The sequence below is a fragment of the Arthrobacter psychrolactophilus genome (assembly GCF_003219795.1).
GTDB lineage: Bacteria > Actinomycetota > Actinomycetes > Actinomycetales > Micrococcaceae > Specibacter > Specibacter psychrolactophilus.
Map to the genome: position 1 here is coordinate 44,851 of NZ_QJVC01000002.1, position 19,608 is coordinate 64,458.

A 19,608-nucleotide genomic window follows, 5' to 3' on the forward strand; every position below is an offset into this window, starting at 1 on the left:
ACTCTAAACACATACCGGAAGGATTAGCTATACTATTTCTTCAATGGCGCGATCATTTGGACCAGAACCCTCTAGTGTCTACAACGTGTTTCTTAGAAAGCCTGTCAATATCTATTTCTCTAAATTTATCGTGATCTACGAGTAGGACGACAGCATCAGCCTGATCGATGGCTTCTGCTGCTGTTACTAATTGAACATTTGACAGTCCGTCTAGTTGCTGAGGAAGTTCATCCGTATGTGGCTCAACAACAAGGATTTTAATCCCCGTATTTTCCAGTGCAAGCTTTCGAACTATTGAAACTGAGGGCGACTCCCGCATGTCGTCAATGTTTGACTTGAATGCCAGACCAAGCGCGGCGATGATGGGCTTGTCAGATACCTTAAATGGGGCCATTATTTGTTTCACAACGTGCCCTGGCTTTGCATCGTTGACTTCTCGCGCTGTGCGGATGAGCGGAGTATTTTCTTTGTCTGCTGCCACGATGAACCACGGATCAACTGCAATGCAGTGTCCGCCAACGCCTGGACCTGGCTGTAAAATATTCACCCGCGGGTGGTGATTTGCGATTTCAATCAGTTCCCAGACATCCACTCCCAAGTTCTTACTGACAATAGAGAGCTCGTTAGCTAGAGCGATGTTGACATCACGATAGGTGTTCTCAACCAGCTTCGAGAGTTCCGCAGTAGCTGCGTCGGTTTCCAGCATCTTCCCTTTACAGAAGGTGCGATAGAGGCTGCTCGCCATTGCCGCTGCTCCGGGATTGACCTCCCCGACTACCCTGTCATTGGTGACGATTTCAGTCATGACTTTGCCCGGGAGTACTCGTTCAGGGCAGTGTGCGAAGTACACAACGGGTCGATTGTCCGAACCATCGAGGCTAAGGTCCGGACGAATTTCCAAAATATGGTCGGCAAGCCTCTGCGTTGTTCCTGGAGGTGAAGTTGATTCGAGGATCACCAACTCTCCCCCCACCAGGACCGGGGCGATATTTTCAGCCGCAGCCATGATGAAACTCAGGTCGGCAGACTTATCTTCCAAGAACGGCGTGGGAACGGCAATAATGTAGACGGAGGCCGCCGATACTGACAGTTGGGCCTTTAGTTTTCCCTGAGAAACAGCTGCTGCAACATGAGTTCCGAGCTCTGGCTCAACGAAGGGAACCTCACCACGATTTACAGCCTCGACCGTCTTCTCAGAAATATCAACGCCAACGACATCGATTCCACTATGAGCCAACACGGCTGCAGTAGGCAACCCAATATAACCGAGACCGATAACGGCCACGCTACTGAATTCAGACTTAGCCGATACTGCCCCAGGCTCAGATGTCAATGTGGTCATTTGGACTCCCATAAAATTTCATGTCACCAGATGCAAGCATCTCGGCATCATTTACTTGCCAGGTGTGGCCGTTTCCGGACCTCACCTGATAAAAGTTAAAGCGGTCAGAAGAATAGATCTTAAAGCCTGCATCTCTCGCGTTACGCAGGAAGCCCGTGTCCTCACCAATCCCTAGTTCCGGGAACGGATTCTCGATAAAAACCTGCCGGTGTCCCATAATAGTTGGGCCCATAACGAAGTCCGTGTAACGATGCTCTTTGCGAGCGAAGCGAAGGACAGTGGCTTTAGACTCTACGAGGTGCATGTAGTGCGCCTGTTTGCCTACAATATCTGCCCTAGAATAGCTCAACGCGTATAGCTGGTCTGAGAGATAGTTGGGGCCGTAGTGATCGTCATCGTCCATCTTTGTGAGGATTTCTCCCGATGCCACTGCAACGCAGAGGTTTAGGCAGGCACCCAAGGATATGTCCCGGTCCGCGGTCAAGACGATGACGTCGGTTAGGCCGTACTCGGATTTCAGACGCTGCACCTCAGAGCCTGCCAACTCAAATCCGTGAGTCAAGAGGACTAACTGCGCCCGAACCTCGTTTTGGGTACTCAAGGTCCTGAAGACTTGCTCAACTTGCCCGGGTCGGATGGTCGGCACCAAGGCAGAAACGCTGAGGTGGCGTACCTGTCTGGTTTTCTCGGGCAGCGCATGGTCAAGAATCAAGTCAACCCGGTGAGCGTATGTATGTTCCTGCCAAATACGCCGTTGTGCCAAATGGGCTGTCCGGTCATTAAACTCGGAGTTGGACACAAGCGCGCGACTCAGGTGACCCGCTTCTTCACGGCTCTGCGCCACGGGCACTTCCTGCTCCGTGAAGAAGTGACGGATCGCAGCACTGGGAGCCGAAATAACTGGAGTGCCGGCGGCCGAAATCTCAAAGATTCGTCGTGCACACATGCTCGGTGAATCTACAACAGAGTTCACGTTGAGGAATACCCTGTACGCCTTATAAGCGGACAGCATTTGGCGGTAAGTCAAAGATCCAACAACACGGGCATCCATCGGTACCGGGAATTGATATTCCGGACTTCCGCCTAGCTGCCGGGAGAAGATCTCCAGGCCGGTCGTCATCTTTGCTGAAACATCCATGGCGCCGGTGAGTAGCATGTCCATCTGCTCACGGCGTTCAGGGTACTTATGGGCGAAGTACATGCCTGCAAAGGCCACGTCACGATGATGCCAGCCTTTTGACGGGCGAACAGGGTTGTGAACAGCAGGCTGGGCCGCGAATGGCAGAACAGCTATTCTCTCATGGCCTAAGTCTCGCCGATAGTGTGGAATCCGGTCCCCGTCAGAGGTAAACACAACGTCAAACAGCTTTGCTGCAGGAAGAAAATCGTCGTAGTGTGGTGGATCTTCCTTATTCCAAAATACGGTGGGAATATTCAACCGATTACAGGCCGAAAGGAGGTCCAGAAACTGCTGTGAGGGCCCAACGGGTCCCGCAATCTTGCCTCGCCAGAGACGGCTATTGCCAGCCCAAGCTGACTCAATGAAGACTAAGTCCAACCCCTGTAATTGCTGCTCACCGGATGCCGGATCAAGAGCAATCTGGTTCCATTCGAAGGCAAACGCCATTGACGAAAAATCATCGAGGATGACGCCGACGTTAAGGTCTTGGCGGCGCACATAATCGGCAGGAAGGGTAGCTTCCGCAAAGGAAAGCCGGCGTTTCTTACCCCGTCCGACCCATCCGCCTTCCACCCCCTTAGCATCCTTAGGGGAAATGAAGCCGAGTTCTGAGCGACGACGCGATTGCCACTCCTTGTACTGCGCGGTTCCACCATTTCTCAGGTGCCACACGGCAGTGCGAAAATCTACAGACGAATACACTTAGCCGGCACTTCCAGTGGTCTTTAGCAAATTCACCATGGGCAAAGAAGACTGCGCTTCTGCTCGAAGTTTGGCCGCCGAGATATTGTTCCCTTTAGAAAGGTGCTTGGTGAAGGCGGTGTATGCCTTCGTCACGTCTTTTGACGGACCATCCATGATGAAATCGCCCTTGTCCAACCAAATTGTTCGGGTGGTCATCTGTCTGATGGTATCTAGGCTATGGCTAACCAGGAGCACACAACCGGCCTCGGAACGGAGCTCATCCATACGCTTCTTACTCCGCGCAGCAAACTGCGCATCACCAGTATTCAATGCTTCATCCACGAGAAGAATTTCCGGGTTGGCACAGGCAGCGATGGCAAAGCGAAGTCTGGAACCCATTCCAGAGGAATAGGACTTCATTGGCAAGTGAATGGACTTTTCCAAGCCGGAGACTTCTACAATCTCGTCAAAGCGGTCAGCGATCTCTTCATGGCTCAGCCCCATAGCGAGGCAACCCAACACTACATTTTGGTCACCAGAAAGTTCTGGGACCAATGCAGCATTTACACCCAGCATGATGGGGGTGCTCGAGGCATGGATGGCACCAGAGGTAGGGCGGATTTGTCCACTGATAAGTTGCATCAGTGTGCTCTTGCCTGAGCCATTGCGGCCAATAACTCCTACCGATTCACCGCGATTAACCACGAGAGAGATCTCATTTAGCGCGTTAACAGTCACAGTGTTTGGCAAGGGATTCAGGAGCCGCAAGAACTTCATATGTGGATAACGGTTGTCTTCGGTTACTTCTGTGGAGGGTACCCGGTATCTCATAGCAACGCTGTCAGCCACGATGCAAGGGGTGGGCGTCAAATTGGTGAGCATATCAGCCACGGACATAGGACTCTTCCCCTTTCCAGAAGTAGATGCCGCCAATGATCAAAGCGGACAAAGACCATGCAGTGAGCACCGCCCACGAATGCAACGAAGGTGTTTCCGCATAGAGTAGGCAATCTCGAGCAATATCGATCATGATAAAGACGGGATTCGCCTGCATGATGTGAAGAAGTACCGGCTTATTGATGAATCTCTCGTACGAATAGAAAATCGCTGATAGGTACATCACTGCCCGCAAGAGGAAGGGCAACAAGTGGGCCACGTCGTTCACACGCGCAATGACCCGTGCCAGCAACATTCCGATACCGAGATTGAACATGAACTGCAAAACAAGGACGGGGACAATAAGTAGCCATCGCCAGGTGATTGGTTCTGTGGGGGGAATTAAGAGAACCAGCAACATCATTGCCAAGATCATTGGCACGTTGACCATGGCTTCGCGAAGATTCACACCCAGGGGTAGGGCCGCCCGAGGAAAGGTAAATCCTTGAACGAGTGCCCGGTTTTGCTGAATCGAGCGCGCGCCACCCGTGATCGCACCCGAAGTCATCTGGAACATGAAAACCCCGATGACAAGATACCCGATAAAGTTCGGAATTCCTTTTCCGGTACCAAGTAATACTCCAAAAACCAAAAAGTAAGTGAGACCATTGAAAATGGGGTTCAACAACAGCCACGCGCTGCCCAACTTATCGCGACGCGTTCCGCTTTTTACTCGAGCTCGAGCGTCATAGACGATAAAGCTGCGGAAGTCCCACAGTTGAACTAGATAGTCCAGAAACGCCGGGCGCGCACCAACACGGCTGAGATTGTTCAGATTGACGGGGATGTCGATCGGAGCAGCAAACACCATGGGGATTTGTTGTGTTCGTGTCATCCTATGACTTCCTTCCTGGTCTGGTGATTGATCAATTCTTCGTATCTCTCCGCGTAGCGTTGGGCGTTTGCCGCCCATGTTCTGTTTTTCAACACAGATTGGCGACCACTCGCGCCAAGGCGCTGACGTAGCGTCTCGTCACGGAGCAGAATAGCCAACGTGGATGCAAGTGCTTTTGGATTATTGGCAGGGCTCAGCATACCGTTCTCACCCGGAGTCACGATCTCCCGCAACGCCGGAAGATCGCTGGCGACAACTGGACGAGCACTGGCCAACGCTTCCACTGGTTTCAGCGGCGTGACAGCCTTCGTGACATCGAGGTCTTTCCTGGACACAACAAATATATCCATCGATTGGTGGTACTCGGAAGTAACCTCACGTGCAACCCTTCCTGTAAAGATCACCCGATCTGACAGCCCCAACTTGGCGGCTTGGTCTCGTAACGCCGGGCCCGCCGTTCCTCCTCCGACAATCAGCAGACGAAGTTTCGGGAACTGTGGCGCTAAGAGCGAAAACGCATCCACGAGGTGATCGAGGCCTTCATAATCGACCAAGGAACTAACGGTACCTATGTAATTGAGCGACGGGTCCAAACCCAATTTTTCTCGGGCAGCTTCCGGAGTGCCTGGTTCCGCAAGGAAATCCCCGCCGACGGCGTTGGGGCCCAGAATTACTTTCTCTGATGAAATCCCTTGGGCAACGATCCCAGCAAGCATGGTCTCACCCAGAGTTACGACGGCATCAGCGTCCTGCATGACTCGCGCCTCAGCTGCTTGAAATAGCTGATAACGCTCACTATTTTTGGCACTCTCGCCGCGCGTCGAAGCCCAGGTATCTGCCAATTGTCCACGCACCTCGTAGACCCACGGAATATTCGCGGCTTTAGCCACAGCGTTTACGACAAGACCGTTGGCAAAATGAGTTGTGGTGTGCAGAATTTCAGGACGGAATTCAACAACAATCTTAAGTAGCGCTTCAGCTTCCTGCTGCATCCGTGCATCGGGAGTTCTAGCTAGATTGGATGGAATCATCCTGCGGTAACAAACCCCGTCAATTATGTCTTCACCTGCAGCTAGTACCTTGCCTACTTGCACGGGGTAGCCCAGCCGAGTGACTGCCAAAACTTCTCGCCCAGCTTGCTGCTGGGCAAGCATTATGGAATGGCTGCGTTGAGCATAGCCGCTGCTCGTGTGAGGCAGAGAGTTGGTCAACAGGTGCAACACACGTCCCCTTATGGGAGCCATCGGAGTGCTGGGCAGTTCCGGAGTCCAGCCACTAAAGGTACGCTGCTCCCCCGCGAGGCGTTCCCTATGCCGTTTCATGGCTCCGCGTTGACCGGCAAGAGCAGCAATGGCGGATTCCATATTGCCGCTGTACCATTCACGGCGGGCTTCAGTCGCGGGAAAACGTTTGGATGGTTTGGCGAGAGGAAGGAACTGATCGGCCCAATCAGGTCGACCAGCTGCCAAAGCTACATCGGCAGCAAGCCGGGCCCGGTTCGCGGAGATATCACGGGTCAACGCATCAGATAACTTTACCTCCAGAGCATCGATATCGCCTGTCACGAAACTGGCCAACATGGAATGCGTTGCTGTGGAGTGAGGGAAAGTCCTGATCATCAGTTTTGCAGCCGGCATCACTATTGATGTCGGCAAACGTCGGGAAATCTGGAGGGCCAACACCACGGGATCATCGCTGAGGTGATTCAATGCAGTTCCAGCCGCTAGCACTAAATTTTGAATGCGACTCATGCGTCAACGCTGCCTTTGCCTGTCACAGTATTGATTACACGCATGTACTTGGCAGCCAAGACAGGGTAGTTAGCATGAGCGCGAACCCAATCACGCCCAGACGTACCGGCGTCTAAGCGGCTCCTATCGGCTGCCAATTCACGCCATAGCTGCGCAATAGCTTCGGGCTTCCACGCGACAACATCCCCCGCCTCAGCGTCCTTAACAATACGAGCCGCCTCACCACGCACGATAGCAGTGACATGGCGCCCCACGGCTAGGACCTCATAAGTTTTAGACGGCACAGTGGCTTCAAACGATTTCCAATCATCGCGCAAAGAAACTATGCAGCTATCCGAAGCCTTGTAGCGTTCTAGAACTTCCTGGCCATGGAGAGAATCGTGGAACGAGACTGGAGCGTTGATCTCTGCGGCCAATTTCATAAGAACCGGACGGTGAGTTCCATGACCCACCATATGCAAATGCATGATGTGCCCGACCAATGCGCTGGCCCGAATTACTGTGTCCAATCGCTGACTCTGTCCATGATTACCGAGGTACAGGACGTCAAGGATTTCCTTGTCCATTGGAGGCGCAGCAAAGCTCGGCACTGAATCAACATCAAGTCCATTGCTAACCGTGACAACGTTTTTGACTCCACGCGCACGAAGTGTCTCAGCGAATCCCTGTGTGACGGCAACAACTATATCCGCACGGAACTGAACCGCTTCGACAACCCGCTCGATACCACTCTTGACATTGCCCTTGACGAGCCGGGCATCTCTAGCCAGGTCCGGCCAGGCATCACGCATTTCAACGATGAGCGGTACCCGTCGCACTTTTGCAACGACATACCCAGCCAGCAAGATGGGCAGGCTTGGCGCTGTCACAATGACAACATCGGGCTTGCGCCAAAAGATACCAGCAGGAACGGACATGGCAGCAGAAAACAACTGATCGATCAAACGTGCAGGGTGAAAATTTCCACTGTGCGGCACATAGGGAATTCGTAAAATAGTCTCGCCATGCGGTCCTTTTTGGCTCCGAAATGCCGTACCAGCTTGCTGTCGAGACAGGGTTCGCTTTCCTTGCGGGAAATGAGCTACCGGGACGACAGCATCGACCTGCCATCCTGCAGCCCGGAATTCACGAATAAGCGATGACCAGCGGCGTTGCGGGGGGCTGTTCTCTGGCCAGTACGAATGGGCCATGAGCATGATCCGAGTGCGTTGGCCACTTTTTCCATTATTCGACATCTTTGGTCTATTTCACCGGGCTAGCTGTGGCGGTCCCTAAGCGCTTGCCGCCGCGCTTCATGAAGCGGAGGTACCAAACACCAATGCCCAGCAATACCACAATGACCAGAGCCTGCAGATAGATGGGATTGTCCGGCGGCAGGGTGGTCGACAAGTTGGCTTGAGCAGGCGCTATCGTCTCGGTGCTTTTGATAGGGCTACCAAATGTTGCTCGAGTGGTTGCTGGCGCTGCTGTGGTGGGTGCAGCGGTTGTCGGAGCTACTGTGGTGGGCTCAGGTTCAACGATTTCAGGAACCGGTTCTACGTAGATAGGTTCTTGAACAACGGGTTCCTCAATGATCGGTTCCGGAGCAGGCGGCTCAACAATAGGAGCCGGATCTGGAGAGGGAGGAACAACGGGCGCCTGAGTTGGCTCCGTAGTTGGCGCTGGAGGCGGCTCGGTCCGAGTGGGGACCACGGGAATTGAGGGTGCTGCAGGGCCAGGATCCGGCAAGGGTGTACCGATACTCGGTGGAGGCGAAGTGCCGTCGTCGGCACTCGCTATAGAAGTGTGTTGGAGAGCAATGCACACAAATACCAAGAAGGCCACCGCGAGTGAAATCCGGGCATAACGCCTGTACCCACTAATCAAGTTCGAACCGCCCTTTGCTTGCCCGCTGATGATGCAATAAGTCCATACACGAGGTCCGGAGTATGACTTTTGCTCACAATAATAACGGGCATGACAATTAGCCCATCAGATTGATCATCTCATGAACACAGCTTTTTAACAGACTCATCACTCAAAACTGTTAGCTTTGTCATGTAGGATGTGACGTCACTTTCAGCCAAATCTTCCGGTAAAATTGTGTCCTTAACGCCACCAAGCTAATGAAAAGCAGGGCCCGCCAATCTGGCGAACCCTGCCTAGTTCTCAGTAAGTCCAGACGCGATTTTTAGTACTTGAAGTTCATAATGGTGACGGTTCCAGCGGTGAGCGAGAAAGTCTGTGTTTGCTCACCTGGTTTGAAGTCCATCGGTGCGGGGCGGTCGGCTTGAGCTGGCGGAGCCGCGGGTGCTCCGTCAATGTTTACACCGTCTTCTGCTGCGTAGCTGCTGCCCGTCATTTGGGTCATTGTCGCCGTGGCGGGGATGTCAGGTAGTTTGAGCGTCACCTTGGTCTGCGCCGCCGTCTCCGGGTTGTTTTCATTGACGAAAGCTACCGTTGTGCTGCCATCTTCTTGCTGAATCGCGTAAGCATAGTTCAGCCCGCCACCCTCATTGCTTGATTTGAGGAACTTACCGGCACCGATGGACGAGACCATTGAAAGTCCGTAGTAGTTAGCTCGGACATTCATGACTCCTGTGGGCTGAAGGTATTCTCCTTCTGCACAAACTACGGACATGGGCGGGCCACCCTTGCACGTGATCATGGAGCTGTGGAAATCAGTCTGTTGGATTCCCGTCTGGGCAGCATTCAGAGCGTAGTCTGCTGCCCACAACGCTGATGCATAGGTCTTAGTAGTTTCATTGCTGCCGGTGCAAGCCGAGATTCCAGTTTCTGGAATCCAAGTCGGGATTCCAGCTGCGTTGCCCTTTTCTACAAACGTCTTGTTGTAGTCAATGGAGCGTTCGTGCATGTTTGTCGATAATAGATTAGCCATAGTGGGCTGGTCAGCCCCAGCACCGGTGTTACAACCGGTCAATGGATAGTGATGGAAGGTTAGGATCTTCTTTTGCTTCATGGGCATCTCTACCCATGGAGTAACCCAGTCCGCGGCGTAAGTCCCGGGCCCGGAAATAGGCACGTTCGGAGCAACTTCATACATGGCGTCGGCGTAGGCTTGGGCTTCTTTGATGAAATCCGCTGCCGTATATTCCCCTTGTCGGCGATCCCCGTCGCCGAATCCGTTGGGCTCATTGCCAATAGTGATGGCTACCAGTCGGTCGCCAAGGATTTCCGCACCAAATTTGGCCATGTCAGCAGCGCGAGCGGGATCAAAATGTCCCAAGTCCACTGAGAGGCTGGCGTAAGCATCGGCAGCATCAAGCATGCCCTTAATACGCTTCAGATCATCTGGGCCAGCGGATCGCACCGGGTGCGCCTTGTCTCCGGTGTAATCCGCTGGAATAGGCTCACCTGTTGATGTCCAGAAAAAACGTCGATCTACAGCGTTGCCACCAAAACGAATGACCGGCTGGTGCAGACCCTTCAGGACTTCCACCATTGAGACGTTGTCCGCGCTCAGGTTGGGATCGGCCAGATCTGTCGCTTCCAACGAAATGCCGATCTGAGACGTGGAAAGAGAGGTTCCAACTTCATCCTTGCTGATGGTCAAGGTCTGCGAGTCTACGGCCGTCAGCGGCGACCCGGCGGGCGGGCCAGCCTGATCATAAAAACTGCTCACAGGAGGATAGGTCTTTGTTGGATCTGGGGTTACTACCACCTGCGTTACCGCAGTGGGCTCGGGTACCTCAGAACCGCCGTCGAACATGGGAGGGAGGACGACCGCAGATGCAGCCAACACAACAGCTGCGGCACCTCCGGAAATGATCCAAGCCTTCTTCTGACGCAAAAGTGAACTCCAAACAATTAGGGGCAACGGCGCGGTGCTATGAATCTCCAGCCACATCTGCACCGGCTAACCGCCGAATGCACTACGCCTTCTGGCTCAGCTTGCAATGTTAGCAGCGGGAGATGAACGGGCGGACAATTTTTGGCAGTATTGCACATGGATTGGACTAATTCTGAATTGCTCACCTGTCCCATTTCAACGATACGAGCAGGTGAGTAAGCCCGTGAGTACTGCAGCCGAAGCCTGCTCCCAGCTTTGACCGATATGCTTCAGTACATGTATTTGAATTCCCGGTCCTGGCGGTTTACTGCGCCTTTTGCCGCTTCCGCATTGCTCGTTTTGACCGCCTGCGCACCCTCGGTGACCATCAATGAAGCCAAGGACGCCAACAATCCCGCCTGTGCTCCCATGATGGTAGCCCTTCCGGATTCCCTGGCCGGCTCGAAACGACGCACTACCTCAAGCCAGGCAACGGCAGCGTGGGGCGACCCAGCCTTGGTGGTTCTGCGTTGTGGCGTTAAAGTCTTAGGCCCAACGACTGACAAATGTGTCACCGTCAATGGCGTGGACTGGGTACTTCGGCAAGAGAATACAACGTGGACCATCACCAGCTACGGCCGCAACCCGGCTACGGAACTAGTGCTGGAAGAAAACACTATTCCTTCCGACACTGTCCTGACAGAGATCTCGGCGGCAGTCTCCAAAATCCCCTCCACGGGAGGATGCACAGGATTGGGCGATCTAGCCATTGCCTCTCCGAGTACTTCTGCAGGGTAAGAATCTATGCTTTAAGCCCTAACTGCCACAAAGATGTGACTTCCTTGCTGCGAGCTTCAAAGAATGGATCGTTGCTGTCCATCGAACGAGGGTGACGTGCAGGTGTATCCAGTTTGTCCAAAACTTTCAGGCCCGCATTGTCGATCCAAGTCAGTAGTTCATCTCGCGAACGTAAGCCGAGGTGCTCCGCAAGATCGGAAATGATCAGCCAACCCTGGCCTTCAGGTTCCAGATGGCTTTTAAGACCCGTGAGGAATGACTTGAGCATGCGACTTTTGGGATCGTAAACGGCATGGTCCAAAAGCGTGTTCGCAGTTCCCGGCAACCACGGCGGATTACACACGATCAAAAGGGCACGACCCTCCGGGAACATATCTGTCAGCGTTGCCTCCACAGAATCCGCCAGACCCAGATTCACCAAGTTTTCGTTTGCGCAGGCAATGGCCCGAGGTTCGCTGTCCGTCGCAATGACGCGTTTGACGCCACGCTGGGCCAGAATTGCCGCGAGCACCCCGGTACCTGTGCCGATATCAAAGGCCAACGCCGTTGGTGGTAACTCGGCCTGAGCCACAAGCCCAAGATACTCGCTGCGAATGGGAGCAAACGTCCCGTAATGCGGGTAGATAACCGCGTCGAGATCTTGAACAAACAAGCCATTGCGGCGCCACTCATAAGCACCAACTGCGCCCAAGACTTCCTGCAGCGTGACAACCGTTGGCTCCTCGACGGGGCCCGCTGCTGCCAACCATGACTGTGAAACATCTGGTGCCCGGCGGAGCGCCACGGCCGGGCCTGTCTCCAACGGAACCAGCAATTGGCCCAGCATCCGCGCGCGCTGGGTGCGGCCCTGGCGATAGCGATAGAAAGCCTTAGCGACGTCCTCGCCGTCGTTCCGTGAAAATGTGGGCAGACGCCGGGCAATAGCCGACAGTAGCTGACGGGCATTGTGATAGTCGCCTTGCCACAGCATTGCCGTTCCTTGCGCGGCAAGGCGGTAAGCTTCATCGGCGGTCAAGGAGTCATCCACTGCTTGCACTTTTTTGGGGGCGGGGGTACCACTCGCTGAGTACCACCGTGCCGTATGCTCGATTTCCCCTTGCATCCAACTCAAGGTGGGCTCCGGCTGGGTTGACTGGGTACTCATGGGTATTGGAACTCCTTGCAGAATGCGGCGCGGCCTCGTTTCCGCAGAATCAATAAGAAACTAGTTTAGCCCGTGAGGCAATCAGACTCATCGGCTATATTCGGTCCATGACCAAAAAACGCTTCACTCCCGGCCTGAAACTCATGATCATTGGCGGTCTCGTCATGCTGGCAGGACTGGCTGGAATTATTGGTACACCCTTGGTGCCAGGAAGCTCGGATAATCTTGCCCTTGTGCTGGTGCTTTTGCTGATTCTTGTAGGCGGCGCCGTGGTGTGCCTGATAGGCGCCGCGATGCGTATGATCCATCTATTTCGGACCACAGGTTTCCTTGGCATCAAGGCCGAACAACCAAAATAGTCCGGACAGGTGGTCACGCAACCGCCGTTCCGGACTATTCTAAGGTGCGGTTAGCGCAGACCAACCTTACGGTTCAGAGCCAGCTGCAGGAGTTCATCAATCAGCTCTGGGTAAGGCAATCCGGTAGCCGCCCACATTTGCGGGTACATGGAGCTCGGTGTGAAACCTGGCATGGTGTTGATCTCGTTGATGATCAGCTCACCGGCAGCAGTGTAGAAGAAGTCGACACGAGACAAGCCTTCTGCACCGACGGCGTCAAACGCCAGAGCTGCCTGCTCCTGGATACGTGCGACGTCATCCTCCGGCATATCGGCCGGGCAGCTAAGATTCACGGCGCTACCCTGAACATACTTAGCTTCGAAATCATAGAATGCGTGCTCATCATCCAGCATCGCAATTTCGCCCGGTAACGAAACACGAGGGGCTTCGCTCCCACGTCCTTCAAGAACAGCGATCTCAATCTCGCGACCCACAATGCCAGCTTCGATGACAAGCTTCAGATCATGCCCACGTGCCTCAACGACGGCGGCATCCAGCGCGTCCAATGAATCCACTTTGGAAATTCCCATGGATGAACCAGCTCGTGCCGGCTTCACGAAGACGGGGAATCCAAGGGCCTCTACTCGGCTGCGTACCTTTGCTGGATCAACTGTCCATTCGCGATCCGTCACAGAAATGTATGGGCCAACTGACAGACCGGCAGCCTCAAAAACCACCTTCATGTAGTGCTTGTCCATTCCGATAGCGGAAGCTAGGACACCGGCGCCTACATAGCGAGTATCGCTCAACTCCAATAAACCCTGCAGCGTTCCGTCTTCACCCCAAGGCCCATGCAACAGCGGGAAGACGACATCTACGGAACCCAGTTCCTGCGGAATCTCGTTTGCCTCAGACACCACGAGCTGATGCCCTCCGCCCAAGTGCGCCAGAGACACAGTCTTATCTCCCGCCAAGACCTCGGGCAAGGCCCCATCAGTCAACGACCAGCCTGTAATGTCTTCGCCAGCCAATACCCACTGGCCGTTTCTTGCGATGCCAATGGGTACGACCTCATACTTGGTCCGGTCAATGGCACCCAACACTCCAGCAGCTGTCACACAGCTAACGGCGTGCTCGCTGGAGCGGCCACCGAAGAGGATGGCTACGCGAATAGGCGCAGAAGTGGCGGGGGAATCAATAGTCACGCGTTATTCGCCTTCAGATTTCAGTTGGCGGGCCAGCAGTAGTGGGCCCAGTTCGTCGACAGTCAGTTTACCTTCAAGAACTCCTACGACGGCGTTCGTGATGGGCATATCCACCCCGATCTTCGCGGCGAGATCTGAGACCGCTCGTCCGGACTTGATGCCTTCTGCGGTCTGCGTCATGCGGTTGTTGACCTCGTCCAGAGTCAGCCCCTCGCCTAGCATGCGGCCTGCAGTGTGGTTCCGGCTCAATGCCGAAGAACAGGTGGCCACAAGGTCGCCGAGCCCGGCAAGTCCGGCCATAGTCTCGGCCTTGCCACCCAATGCCAGCGCCAAACGCGTAGTCTCGGCGAGTCCACGAGTGATCACTGAAGCTTTCGTGTTGTCGCCAACCTTTTGCCCCTCACAGATACCCACGCACAAGGCGATGACGTTCTTGACGATGCCACCGATTTCCACGCCCACGACATCATCGACCGTGTAGGGGCGGAAGTACTTGGGCTTACACAGCGTTGCGACCCACTTTGCCGTGTTCTCATCCGTGCAAGCCACGACCGAAGCAGTAGGCTCTTGTCGCGCAATTTCCATGGCCAGGTTCGGTCCGGAAATCACGACAACACGGTCCGAACTTAGACCCAATTCGGCTTCGATGACTTGAGACATACGCTGGTCAGTACCCAGCTCAAGACCCTTCATGAGGCTTACTACAACGGCATCCTGGGCTAGGTGCCCTGCAAGACTGCGAAGTTGCTCACGCAACGTCTGTGCGGGAACCGCCAGAACCACCAGTTCGGCGTCTTTGAGAACTTCTTTGACGTCGACCGAAGCGGTGATGTTCTGCGGCAACTCAGTTGTTGATAGGTAGCGCGGGTTGCGGTGTAGATCGTTGATCTGGTCAACAACCTCCTGCCGGCGTCCCCACAAAACAACTTTGCGATCTGTTCCTGCAGCGGCATCGCCCAAAATCTTCGCGAAAGTTGTCCCCCAGCTTCCTGCTCCCAAGACTGCGATCTTGTCCGGCGCACTGCCATCCAGGTAGCTCACGCGAGGTCCTCTTTATCTGTTGTGCCAGCTTCGTTCTTTTGATCCTTGGAACCACGTTCTACGAAGCGGCCATGTGCACTCTGCTTATGTGCGATTGGATCCCAGCGTTCGGCAGGAGCTTTCTCGCCACGAAGCGCTTCCAGCATGTCCGTGATCTCATCCATGATGACCTCGGTCATGGCCTCTAATGTGGCTTTGTCCGCCGTTGCGCCCTCAAAGGCACTCAAATCAACGGGGTGACCCACAACCACTTTCACTTTCTTGCGTGGGAACATTTTGAATCCCTTGCCGTAGCGGGGAAACACTTCCTGTGCACCCCAGTGCACTACAGGAATGACCTTTGCGCCGGTACCCAAGGCAAGGCGTGCTGCCCCCGTGCGACCTTTCATAGGCCACAATTCAGGATCACGAGTCAAAGTACCTTCAGGGTAAACGACAACGGCACCGCCACCATCAAGGACTTCTTGCGCTGCAACCAAGGACTTGCCGGCACCAGCGCCACTACGCTCAACTGGTATCTGCTGAGCACCCCGCAAAATGGTGCCAAGGACAGGATTCTTGAACAATCCATCCTTAGCCAAGAAATGCGGCATAAGGTTCTGGTTGTACAGCATATGCCCCACCACGATGGGGTCAATCTCGGTGCAATGGTTGGGGACCACAATGAAGCCCTCGTCCACGGGCAGACGATCCAATCCGTACCACTGCTTTCCCATGACCACGTTCACGGCAGATCTGGCAACGGCTGCGGTAAGTGTGAAGAACGCCCGGGTAACAATGCTCATTCCCTGCGGCCGATACGGACGCTTATGAGATGCCTTGTGCTGTTGGGGAAGGTCTCCGGTCATGATCTATCCTGCAATCTTCACTGAATCGTGCACATCAAAATCGGCGCCGAGACCTTGGAGCTTGGAGGTGAAGTGCTCGTAGCCGCGGCTGATGACATCAATGCCCGACACTGTCGACGTTCCTTCGGCGGCCAAGGCGGCGATCATATGGCTGAAACCACCACGCAGATCGGGGACATGAATCTTGGCGCCCTTGAGCGGGGTGGAACCGGAGATAACCGCTGAATGTGTGAAGTTACGCTGCCCGAAACGACACGGAATGCTACCAAGGCACTCGCGATGAAGCTGAATGTTGGCGCCCATACGCGTCAGTGCCTCTGTGAATCCGAAACGATTTTCGTAGACGGTTTCGTGAACAATTGAAACACCCTCCGCCTGTGTCAGCGCCACGACTAGGGGCTGCTGCCAGTCAGTCATGAAGCCGGGGTGAACATCGGTTTCCAGAACCAGCGGCTTAAGCGCGCCGCCCTTGTGGAAGAAACGGATGCCGTCATCATGAATGTCCATGCCACCGCCGATTTTGCGGAAAGTATTCACGAAGGTCATCATGTCCCGCTGGCTTGCGCCCTCAACATAAATATCGCCGCCTGTGACGAGAGCAGCAGATGCCCAGGACGCGGATTCATTGCGGTCTGGAAGGGCTGTGTGGTCATAGCCGGTCAGTTCGGCGACGCCCTCAATACGAATGGTCCGGTCCGTCTGCACGGAGATAATGGCACCCATTTTTTGCAAGATGGCGATGAGGTCGATGATCTCGGGCTCGGTTGCGGCACCGGTGAGCTCAGTGATACCCTCGGCTCGCGTGGCCGAAAGAAGAACCTGTTCCGTGGCCCCGACGCTGGGGTACGGAAGATTGATCTTAGTGCCCTTGAGGCCGGTGGGTGCGCTGATGAGGATGCCACCACCGGTCTTGTCTACGACAGCACCAAACTGCCGGAGAACGTTGAGGTGGTAATCGATGGGACGGTCACCGATCTTGCAGCCGCCAAGATCTGGAATGAAGGCGTGCCCGATGGAATGGATCAATGGTCCGCAAAGCAAGATGGGTATGCGTGAGTCACCGGCATGGGTGTTAATCTCAGAGCTGGAGGCCTTCTTCGCGTTAGCCGGGTCCATGGTTAAGTCTCCGGTAACAGAGTCCTTATCCACGGTGATGCCGTGAATTTGCAGCAAAGAGGTAACAACTTCAACGTCCTTGATCTCAGGAACGTTGCGAAGCGTCGACGGGGAATTGCCCAACAATGCGGCAACCATGGCCTTGGGGACTAAATTCTTGGCTCCACGCACCTGGACTCGTCCCTTGAGCGGAACACCACCTCGAACTGTCAGAATTCTGCTCATCGTCACCTATACCTCTTTCTTAGACTCCGCAAAGCACGGAAGCCTCAGACAAGCATAGTTTCTTCGCAACGTAAGCCGAAATGACGGCACATGCGGCGAGGCAAACGGGTACCTCTGGGCCAGATACGCAAAAGCCGACCCATCCCAGAGAAAGGATGAGCCGGCTCATTGACAGCGTTTAGTTAGAACTTCGCTGGCAGTGTGGTGGGCTTGATGGGCGGCCGCTTGGCTTCGAACGCGGTGATGGCAGGTTCATCACGCAATGTCAGACCAATGTCATCAAGGCCTTCGAGCAGGCGCCAGCGTGTGTAGTCATCGATCTGGAACGGAGCCACAACCGAGCCAGCTGTAACCATCTTGGCCACCAGATCCACCGTGACCTCGGTGCCCGGAGCATTTTCCAGGACCTTCCAGATCAGTTCGATGTCATCCTGAGCGACCTCTGCAGCGACAAGTCCCTGCTTTCCCGAATTGCCGCGGAAAATATCGGCAAAGCGTGAGGAGAGAACAGCCTTGAATCCGTAGTCCTTGAGCGCCCAGACGGCGTGCTCTCGAGAGGAACCTGTACCGAAGTCAGCACCTGCAACAAGGACGGAGCCCGAAACAAAAGGTTCGCGGTTCAAGATGAATTCCGGATCTTTGCGCCAGCTTGAGAACAGTGCGTCCTCGAATCCTGTACGAGTGATCCGCTTGAGGTAGACGGCCGGGATGATCTGATCGGTGTCAACATTGCTCTGACGCAGCGGGACACCAATGCCGGTGTGAGTGGAGAACTTTTCCATGGTGTTAGCTCCTTACGCTACGGTGCTTGTGGATTGGGTCTCGACAGGCTCGACCACCGGAGAAAGGTCTGAAGGTGAGCTGAGTGTTCCGCGAATAGCGGTAGCAGCTGCCACAACCGGAGAGACGAGGTGGGTGCGGCCACCCTTACCCTGACGACCTTCAAAGTTTCGGTTGGAGGTGGAAGCGCAACGCTCCCCCGGCTCCAACTGGTCTGGATTCATGCCCAGGCACATGGAGCATCCGGCGAAACGCCATTCTGCACCGAAGTCCAGGAAGACCTTGTCGAGTCCTTCTGCTTCGGCTTCCAAACGAACTCGTGCCGATCCGGGAACTACCAGCATACGAATGTTGGGGTCTTTTTCGCGACCGCGAACAATGTCCGCCGCAGCGCGCAGGTCTTCGATACGAGAGTTGGTGCACGAGCCCAGGAATACCGTGTCAACACGAATATCCTTCATGGGCATACCGGCTTTCAGGTCCATGTATGCCAATGCTCGTTCTGCGGCAGCCTTCGCGTTGTCATCGCCAAAGTCTTCCGGGTTGGGCACATTGTCGCTCAGGGACACACCCTGTCCCGGGTTGGTGCCCCAGGTAACGAAGGGTTCCAAAGTATTGGCGTCAAGGAAGACTTCAGCGTCGAATTCAGCATCGGCTTCCGTGTTCAGGGACTTCCAGTACCCGACAGCTGCGTCCCAATCCTCACCTTCAGGTGCGTGGGCGCGGCCCTTCAGGTATTCAAAGGTGATCTCGTCGGGGCCGATCATACCAGCGCGGGCGCCAGCTTCGATGGACATGTTGCAGACTGTCATGCGCGCATCCATGGACAAGGCCCGAATAGCGGAGCCGCGGTATTCAAGGACGTAACCTTGACCGCCGCCGGTGCCGATCTTAGCGATGACGGCCAAGATAATGTCTTTGGACGTCACGCCGGGGCGCAGGGTGCCTTCCACATTGATGGCCATCGTCTTGAATGGCTTCAGCGGCAGGGTCTGGGTTGCCATGACGTGCTCAACCTCAGAGGTACCAATACCGAAAGCCAAAGCGCCTACTGCACCGTGAGTCGAGGTGTGCGAGTCACCACAGACAACAGTCATACCGGGCTGGGTCAAACCCAACTGCGGGCCAACCACGTGAACAATGCCCTGCTCTGCATCACCGAGAGAATGCAGGCGGACGCCAAACTCGGCACAGTTGTTGCGAAGCGTCTGGATCTGAGTGCGACTGGTCAGATCTGCAATCGGCTTATCGATAGCCAAAGTCGGAGTGTTGTGGTCTTCCGTAGCAATGGTCAGGTCCGGGCGGCGCAGCGGGCGACCAGCTAGGCGTAGACCTTCGAATGCCTGCGGGGAGGTGACCTCATGGATCAGGTGAAGGTCGATGTAGAGCAGGTCAGGCTGGGCAGCGTCGCCATCACCCTCGCCCTGCTTGACAACATGGTCACGCCATACTTTTTCGGCCAGCGTCTTCGCGGTCTTTCGCGGAGTCGAAGTTGAAACTGTCGGCACCTGTGCGCCGTCGTGTGCTTCCGGTGAGGTTTCCTCAGTCACGCCCAGCTCCCTTCATGTGTTGAGCGTGGATTCCGGGCGTAAATTTAGCGCCAGCACCCTTGCTCG

Annotated in this window: 17 protein-coding genes; 2 read left to right on the top strand and 15 right to left on the bottom strand. The window is 54.9% G+C overall.

The window, feature by feature from the left end:
• Positions 1-52: 52 nt before the first annotated feature.
• The 8 genes from wecC to CVS30_RS02615 form a co-directional block, all read right to left on the bottom strand.
• Positions 53-1,342 (bottom strand): UDP-N-acetyl-D-mannosamine dehydrogenase, encoded by a 1,290-nt coding sequence (gene wecC, locus CVS30_RS02585; RefSeq protein WP_110484089.1) that lies wholly within the window; start codon positions 1,340-1,342, stop codon positions 53-55.
• Positions 1,323-3,224 carry a glycosyltransferase family protein gene (locus CVS30_RS02590; protein ID WP_245934394.1) on the bottom strand — a complete coding sequence of 634 codons (1,902 nt, stop codon included), beginning with the start codon at positions 3,222-3,224 and terminating at the stop codon, positions 1,323-1,325. Before CVS30_RS02590 ends, wecC begins: the two co-directional genes overlap by 20 nt.
• Positions 3,225-4,103, bottom strand: coding sequence for an ABC transporter ATP-binding protein (locus tag CVS30_RS02595; protein ID WP_181419669.1), 879 nt, complete (start codon positions 4,101-4,103; stop codon positions 3,225-3,227). It abuts the gene before it with no gap.
• Positions 4,090-4,977 carry an ABC transporter permease gene (locus CVS30_RS02600; protein ID WP_181419670.1) on the bottom strand — a complete coding sequence of 296 codons (888 nt, stop codon included), beginning with the start codon at positions 4,975-4,977 and terminating at the stop codon, positions 4,090-4,092. Before CVS30_RS02600 ends, CVS30_RS02595 begins: the two co-directional genes overlap by 14 nt.
• Complete coding sequence (locus tag CVS30_RS02605; RefSeq protein WP_110483773.1) at positions 4,974-6,728, bottom strand: glycosyltransferase family 4 protein; 1,755 nt, start codon at positions 6,726-6,728, stop codon at positions 4,974-4,976. Before CVS30_RS02605 ends, CVS30_RS02600 begins: the two co-directional genes overlap by 4 nt.
• Positions 6,725-7,963 carry a glycosyltransferase family 4 protein gene (locus CVS30_RS02610; protein ID WP_110483774.1) on the bottom strand — a complete coding sequence of 413 codons (1,239 nt, stop codon included), beginning with the start codon at positions 7,961-7,963 and terminating at the stop codon, positions 6,725-6,727. The genes CVS30_RS02605 and CVS30_RS02610 overlap by 4 nt, the downstream gene beginning before the upstream one ends.
• 7 nt (positions 7,964-7,970) lie before the next feature.
• The gene (locus CVS30_RS17900) at positions 7,971-8,117 is read right to left on the bottom strand and encodes a hypothetical protein (protein WP_181419671.1); all 147 of its coding nucleotides are present in this window, start codon (positions 8,115-8,117) and stop codon (positions 7,971-7,973) included.
• A gap of 781 nt (positions 8,118-8,898) precedes the next feature.
• Entirely contained in the window at positions 8,899-10,281 is a 1,383-nt protein-coding gene (locus CVS30_RS02615) for a hypothetical protein (RefSeq protein ID WP_245934395.1), read from the bottom strand.
• A 513-nt stretch (positions 10,282-10,794) separates the two neighbouring features.
• Between CVS30_RS02615 and CVS30_RS02620 the strand changes: the two genes are divergently transcribed.
• Complete coding sequence (locus CVS30_RS02620) at positions 10,795-11,295, top strand: DUF3515 domain-containing protein (protein WP_110484094.1); 501 nt, start codon at positions 10,795-10,797, stop codon at positions 11,293-11,295.
• A 4-nt stretch (positions 11,296-11,299) separates the two neighbouring features.
• Here the strand turns inward: CVS30_RS02620 and CVS30_RS02625 are convergent, their stop codons facing one another.
• Complete coding sequence (locus CVS30_RS02625; RefSeq protein WP_220033852.1) at positions 11,300-12,439, bottom strand: N5-glutamine methyltransferase family protein; 1,140 nt, start codon at positions 12,437-12,439, stop codon at positions 11,300-11,302.
• Between the two features lie 107 nt (positions 12,440-12,546).
• On the opposite strand from CVS30_RS02625, the gene CVS30_RS02630 reads away from it, so the two are divergent.
• Positions 12,547-12,798, top strand: coding sequence for a hypothetical protein (locus CVS30_RS02630; protein WP_110483775.1), 252 nt, complete (start codon positions 12,547-12,549; stop codon positions 12,796-12,798).
• Positions 12,799-12,848: 50 nt separating this feature from the next.
• Here CVS30_RS02630 and CVS30_RS02635 read toward each other — a convergent pair whose 3' ends face one another.
• The 6 genes from CVS30_RS02635 to leuC form a co-directional block, all read right to left on the bottom strand.
• Positions 12,849-13,982 (bottom strand): D-alanine--D-alanine ligase family protein, encoded by a 1,134-nt coding sequence (locus tag CVS30_RS02635; protein ID WP_245934396.1) that lies wholly within the window; start codon positions 13,980-13,982, stop codon positions 12,849-12,851.
• Positions 13,983-13,985: 3 nt separating this feature from the next.
• Complete coding sequence (locus CVS30_RS02640) at positions 13,986-15,023, bottom strand: NAD(P)H-dependent glycerol-3-phosphate dehydrogenase (RefSeq protein WP_110483776.1); 1,038 nt, start codon at positions 15,021-15,023, stop codon at positions 13,986-13,988.
• A complete protein-coding gene (locus CVS30_RS02645; RefSeq protein WP_110483777.1) occupies positions 15,020-15,808 on the bottom strand; it encodes a lysophospholipid acyltransferase family protein in 789 nt (262 codons plus the stop codon). Before CVS30_RS02645 ends, CVS30_RS02640 begins: the two co-directional genes overlap by 4 nt.
• 66 nt (positions 15,809-15,874) lie before the next feature.
• Positions 15,875-17,212, bottom strand: coding sequence for a UDP-N-acetylglucosamine 1-carboxyvinyltransferase (gene murA / locus CVS30_RS02650; protein ID WP_110483778.1), 1,338 nt, complete (start codon positions 17,210-17,212; stop codon positions 15,875-15,877).
• Positions 17,213-17,394: 182 nt separating this feature from the next.
• Complete coding sequence (gene leuD / locus CVS30_RS02655; protein ID WP_110483779.1) at positions 17,395-17,994, bottom strand: 3-isopropylmalate dehydratase small subunit; 600 nt, start codon at positions 17,992-17,994, stop codon at positions 17,395-17,397.
• A gap of 12 nt (positions 17,995-18,006) precedes the next feature.
• A complete protein-coding gene (gene leuC, locus CVS30_RS02660; RefSeq protein WP_110484097.1) occupies positions 18,007-19,500 on the bottom strand; it encodes a 3-isopropylmalate dehydratase large subunit in 1,494 nt (497 codons plus the stop codon).
• Positions 19,501-19,608: the final 108 nt, after the last annotated feature.

Excerpts from the sequence above, each read along its gene's own strand:
- wecC (WP_110484089.1), bottom strand. The coding sequence starts at position 1,342 with ATGACCACATTGACATCTGAGCCTGGGGCAGTATCGGCTAAGTCTGAA.
- CVS30_RS02610 (WP_110483774.1), bottom strand. The coding sequence starts at position 7,963 with ATGTCGAATAATGGAAAAAGTGGCCAACGCACTCGGATCATGCTCATG.
- CVS30_RS02605 (WP_110483773.1), bottom strand. The coding sequence starts at position 6,728 with ATGAGTCGCATTCAAAATTTAGTGCTAGCGGCTGGAACTGCATTGAAT.
- CVS30_RS02625 (WP_220033852.1), bottom strand. The coding sequence starts at position 12,439 with ATGAGTACCCAGTCAACCCAGCCGGAGCCCACCTTGAGTTGGATGCAA.
- murA (WP_110483778.1), bottom strand. The coding sequence starts at position 17,212 with ATGAGCAGAATTCTGACAGTTCGAGGTGGTGTTCCGCTCAAGGGACGA.
- CVS30_RS02595 (WP_181419669.1), bottom strand. The coding sequence starts at position 4,103 with ATGTCCGTGGCTGATATGCTCACCAATTTGACGCCCACCCCTTGCATC.
- CVS30_RS02645 (WP_110483777.1), bottom strand. The coding sequence starts at position 15,808 with ATGAGCATTGTTACCCGGGCGTTCTTCACACTTACCGCAGCCGTTGCC.
- CVS30_RS02620 (WP_110484094.1), top strand. The coding sequence starts at position 10,795 with ATGTATTTGAATTCCCGGTCCTGGCGGTTTACTGCGCCTTTTGCCGCT.
- CVS30_RS02600 (WP_181419670.1), bottom strand. The coding sequence starts at position 4,977 with ATGACACGAACACAACAAATCCCCATGGTGTTTGCTGCTCCGATCGAC.
- leuD (WP_110483779.1), bottom strand. The coding sequence starts at position 17,994 with ATGGAAAAGTTCTCCACTCACACCGGCATTGGTGTCCCGCTGCGTCAG.
- CVS30_RS02630 (WP_110483775.1), top strand. The coding sequence starts at position 12,547 with ATGACCAAAAAACGCTTCACTCCCGGCCTGAAACTCATGATCATTGGC.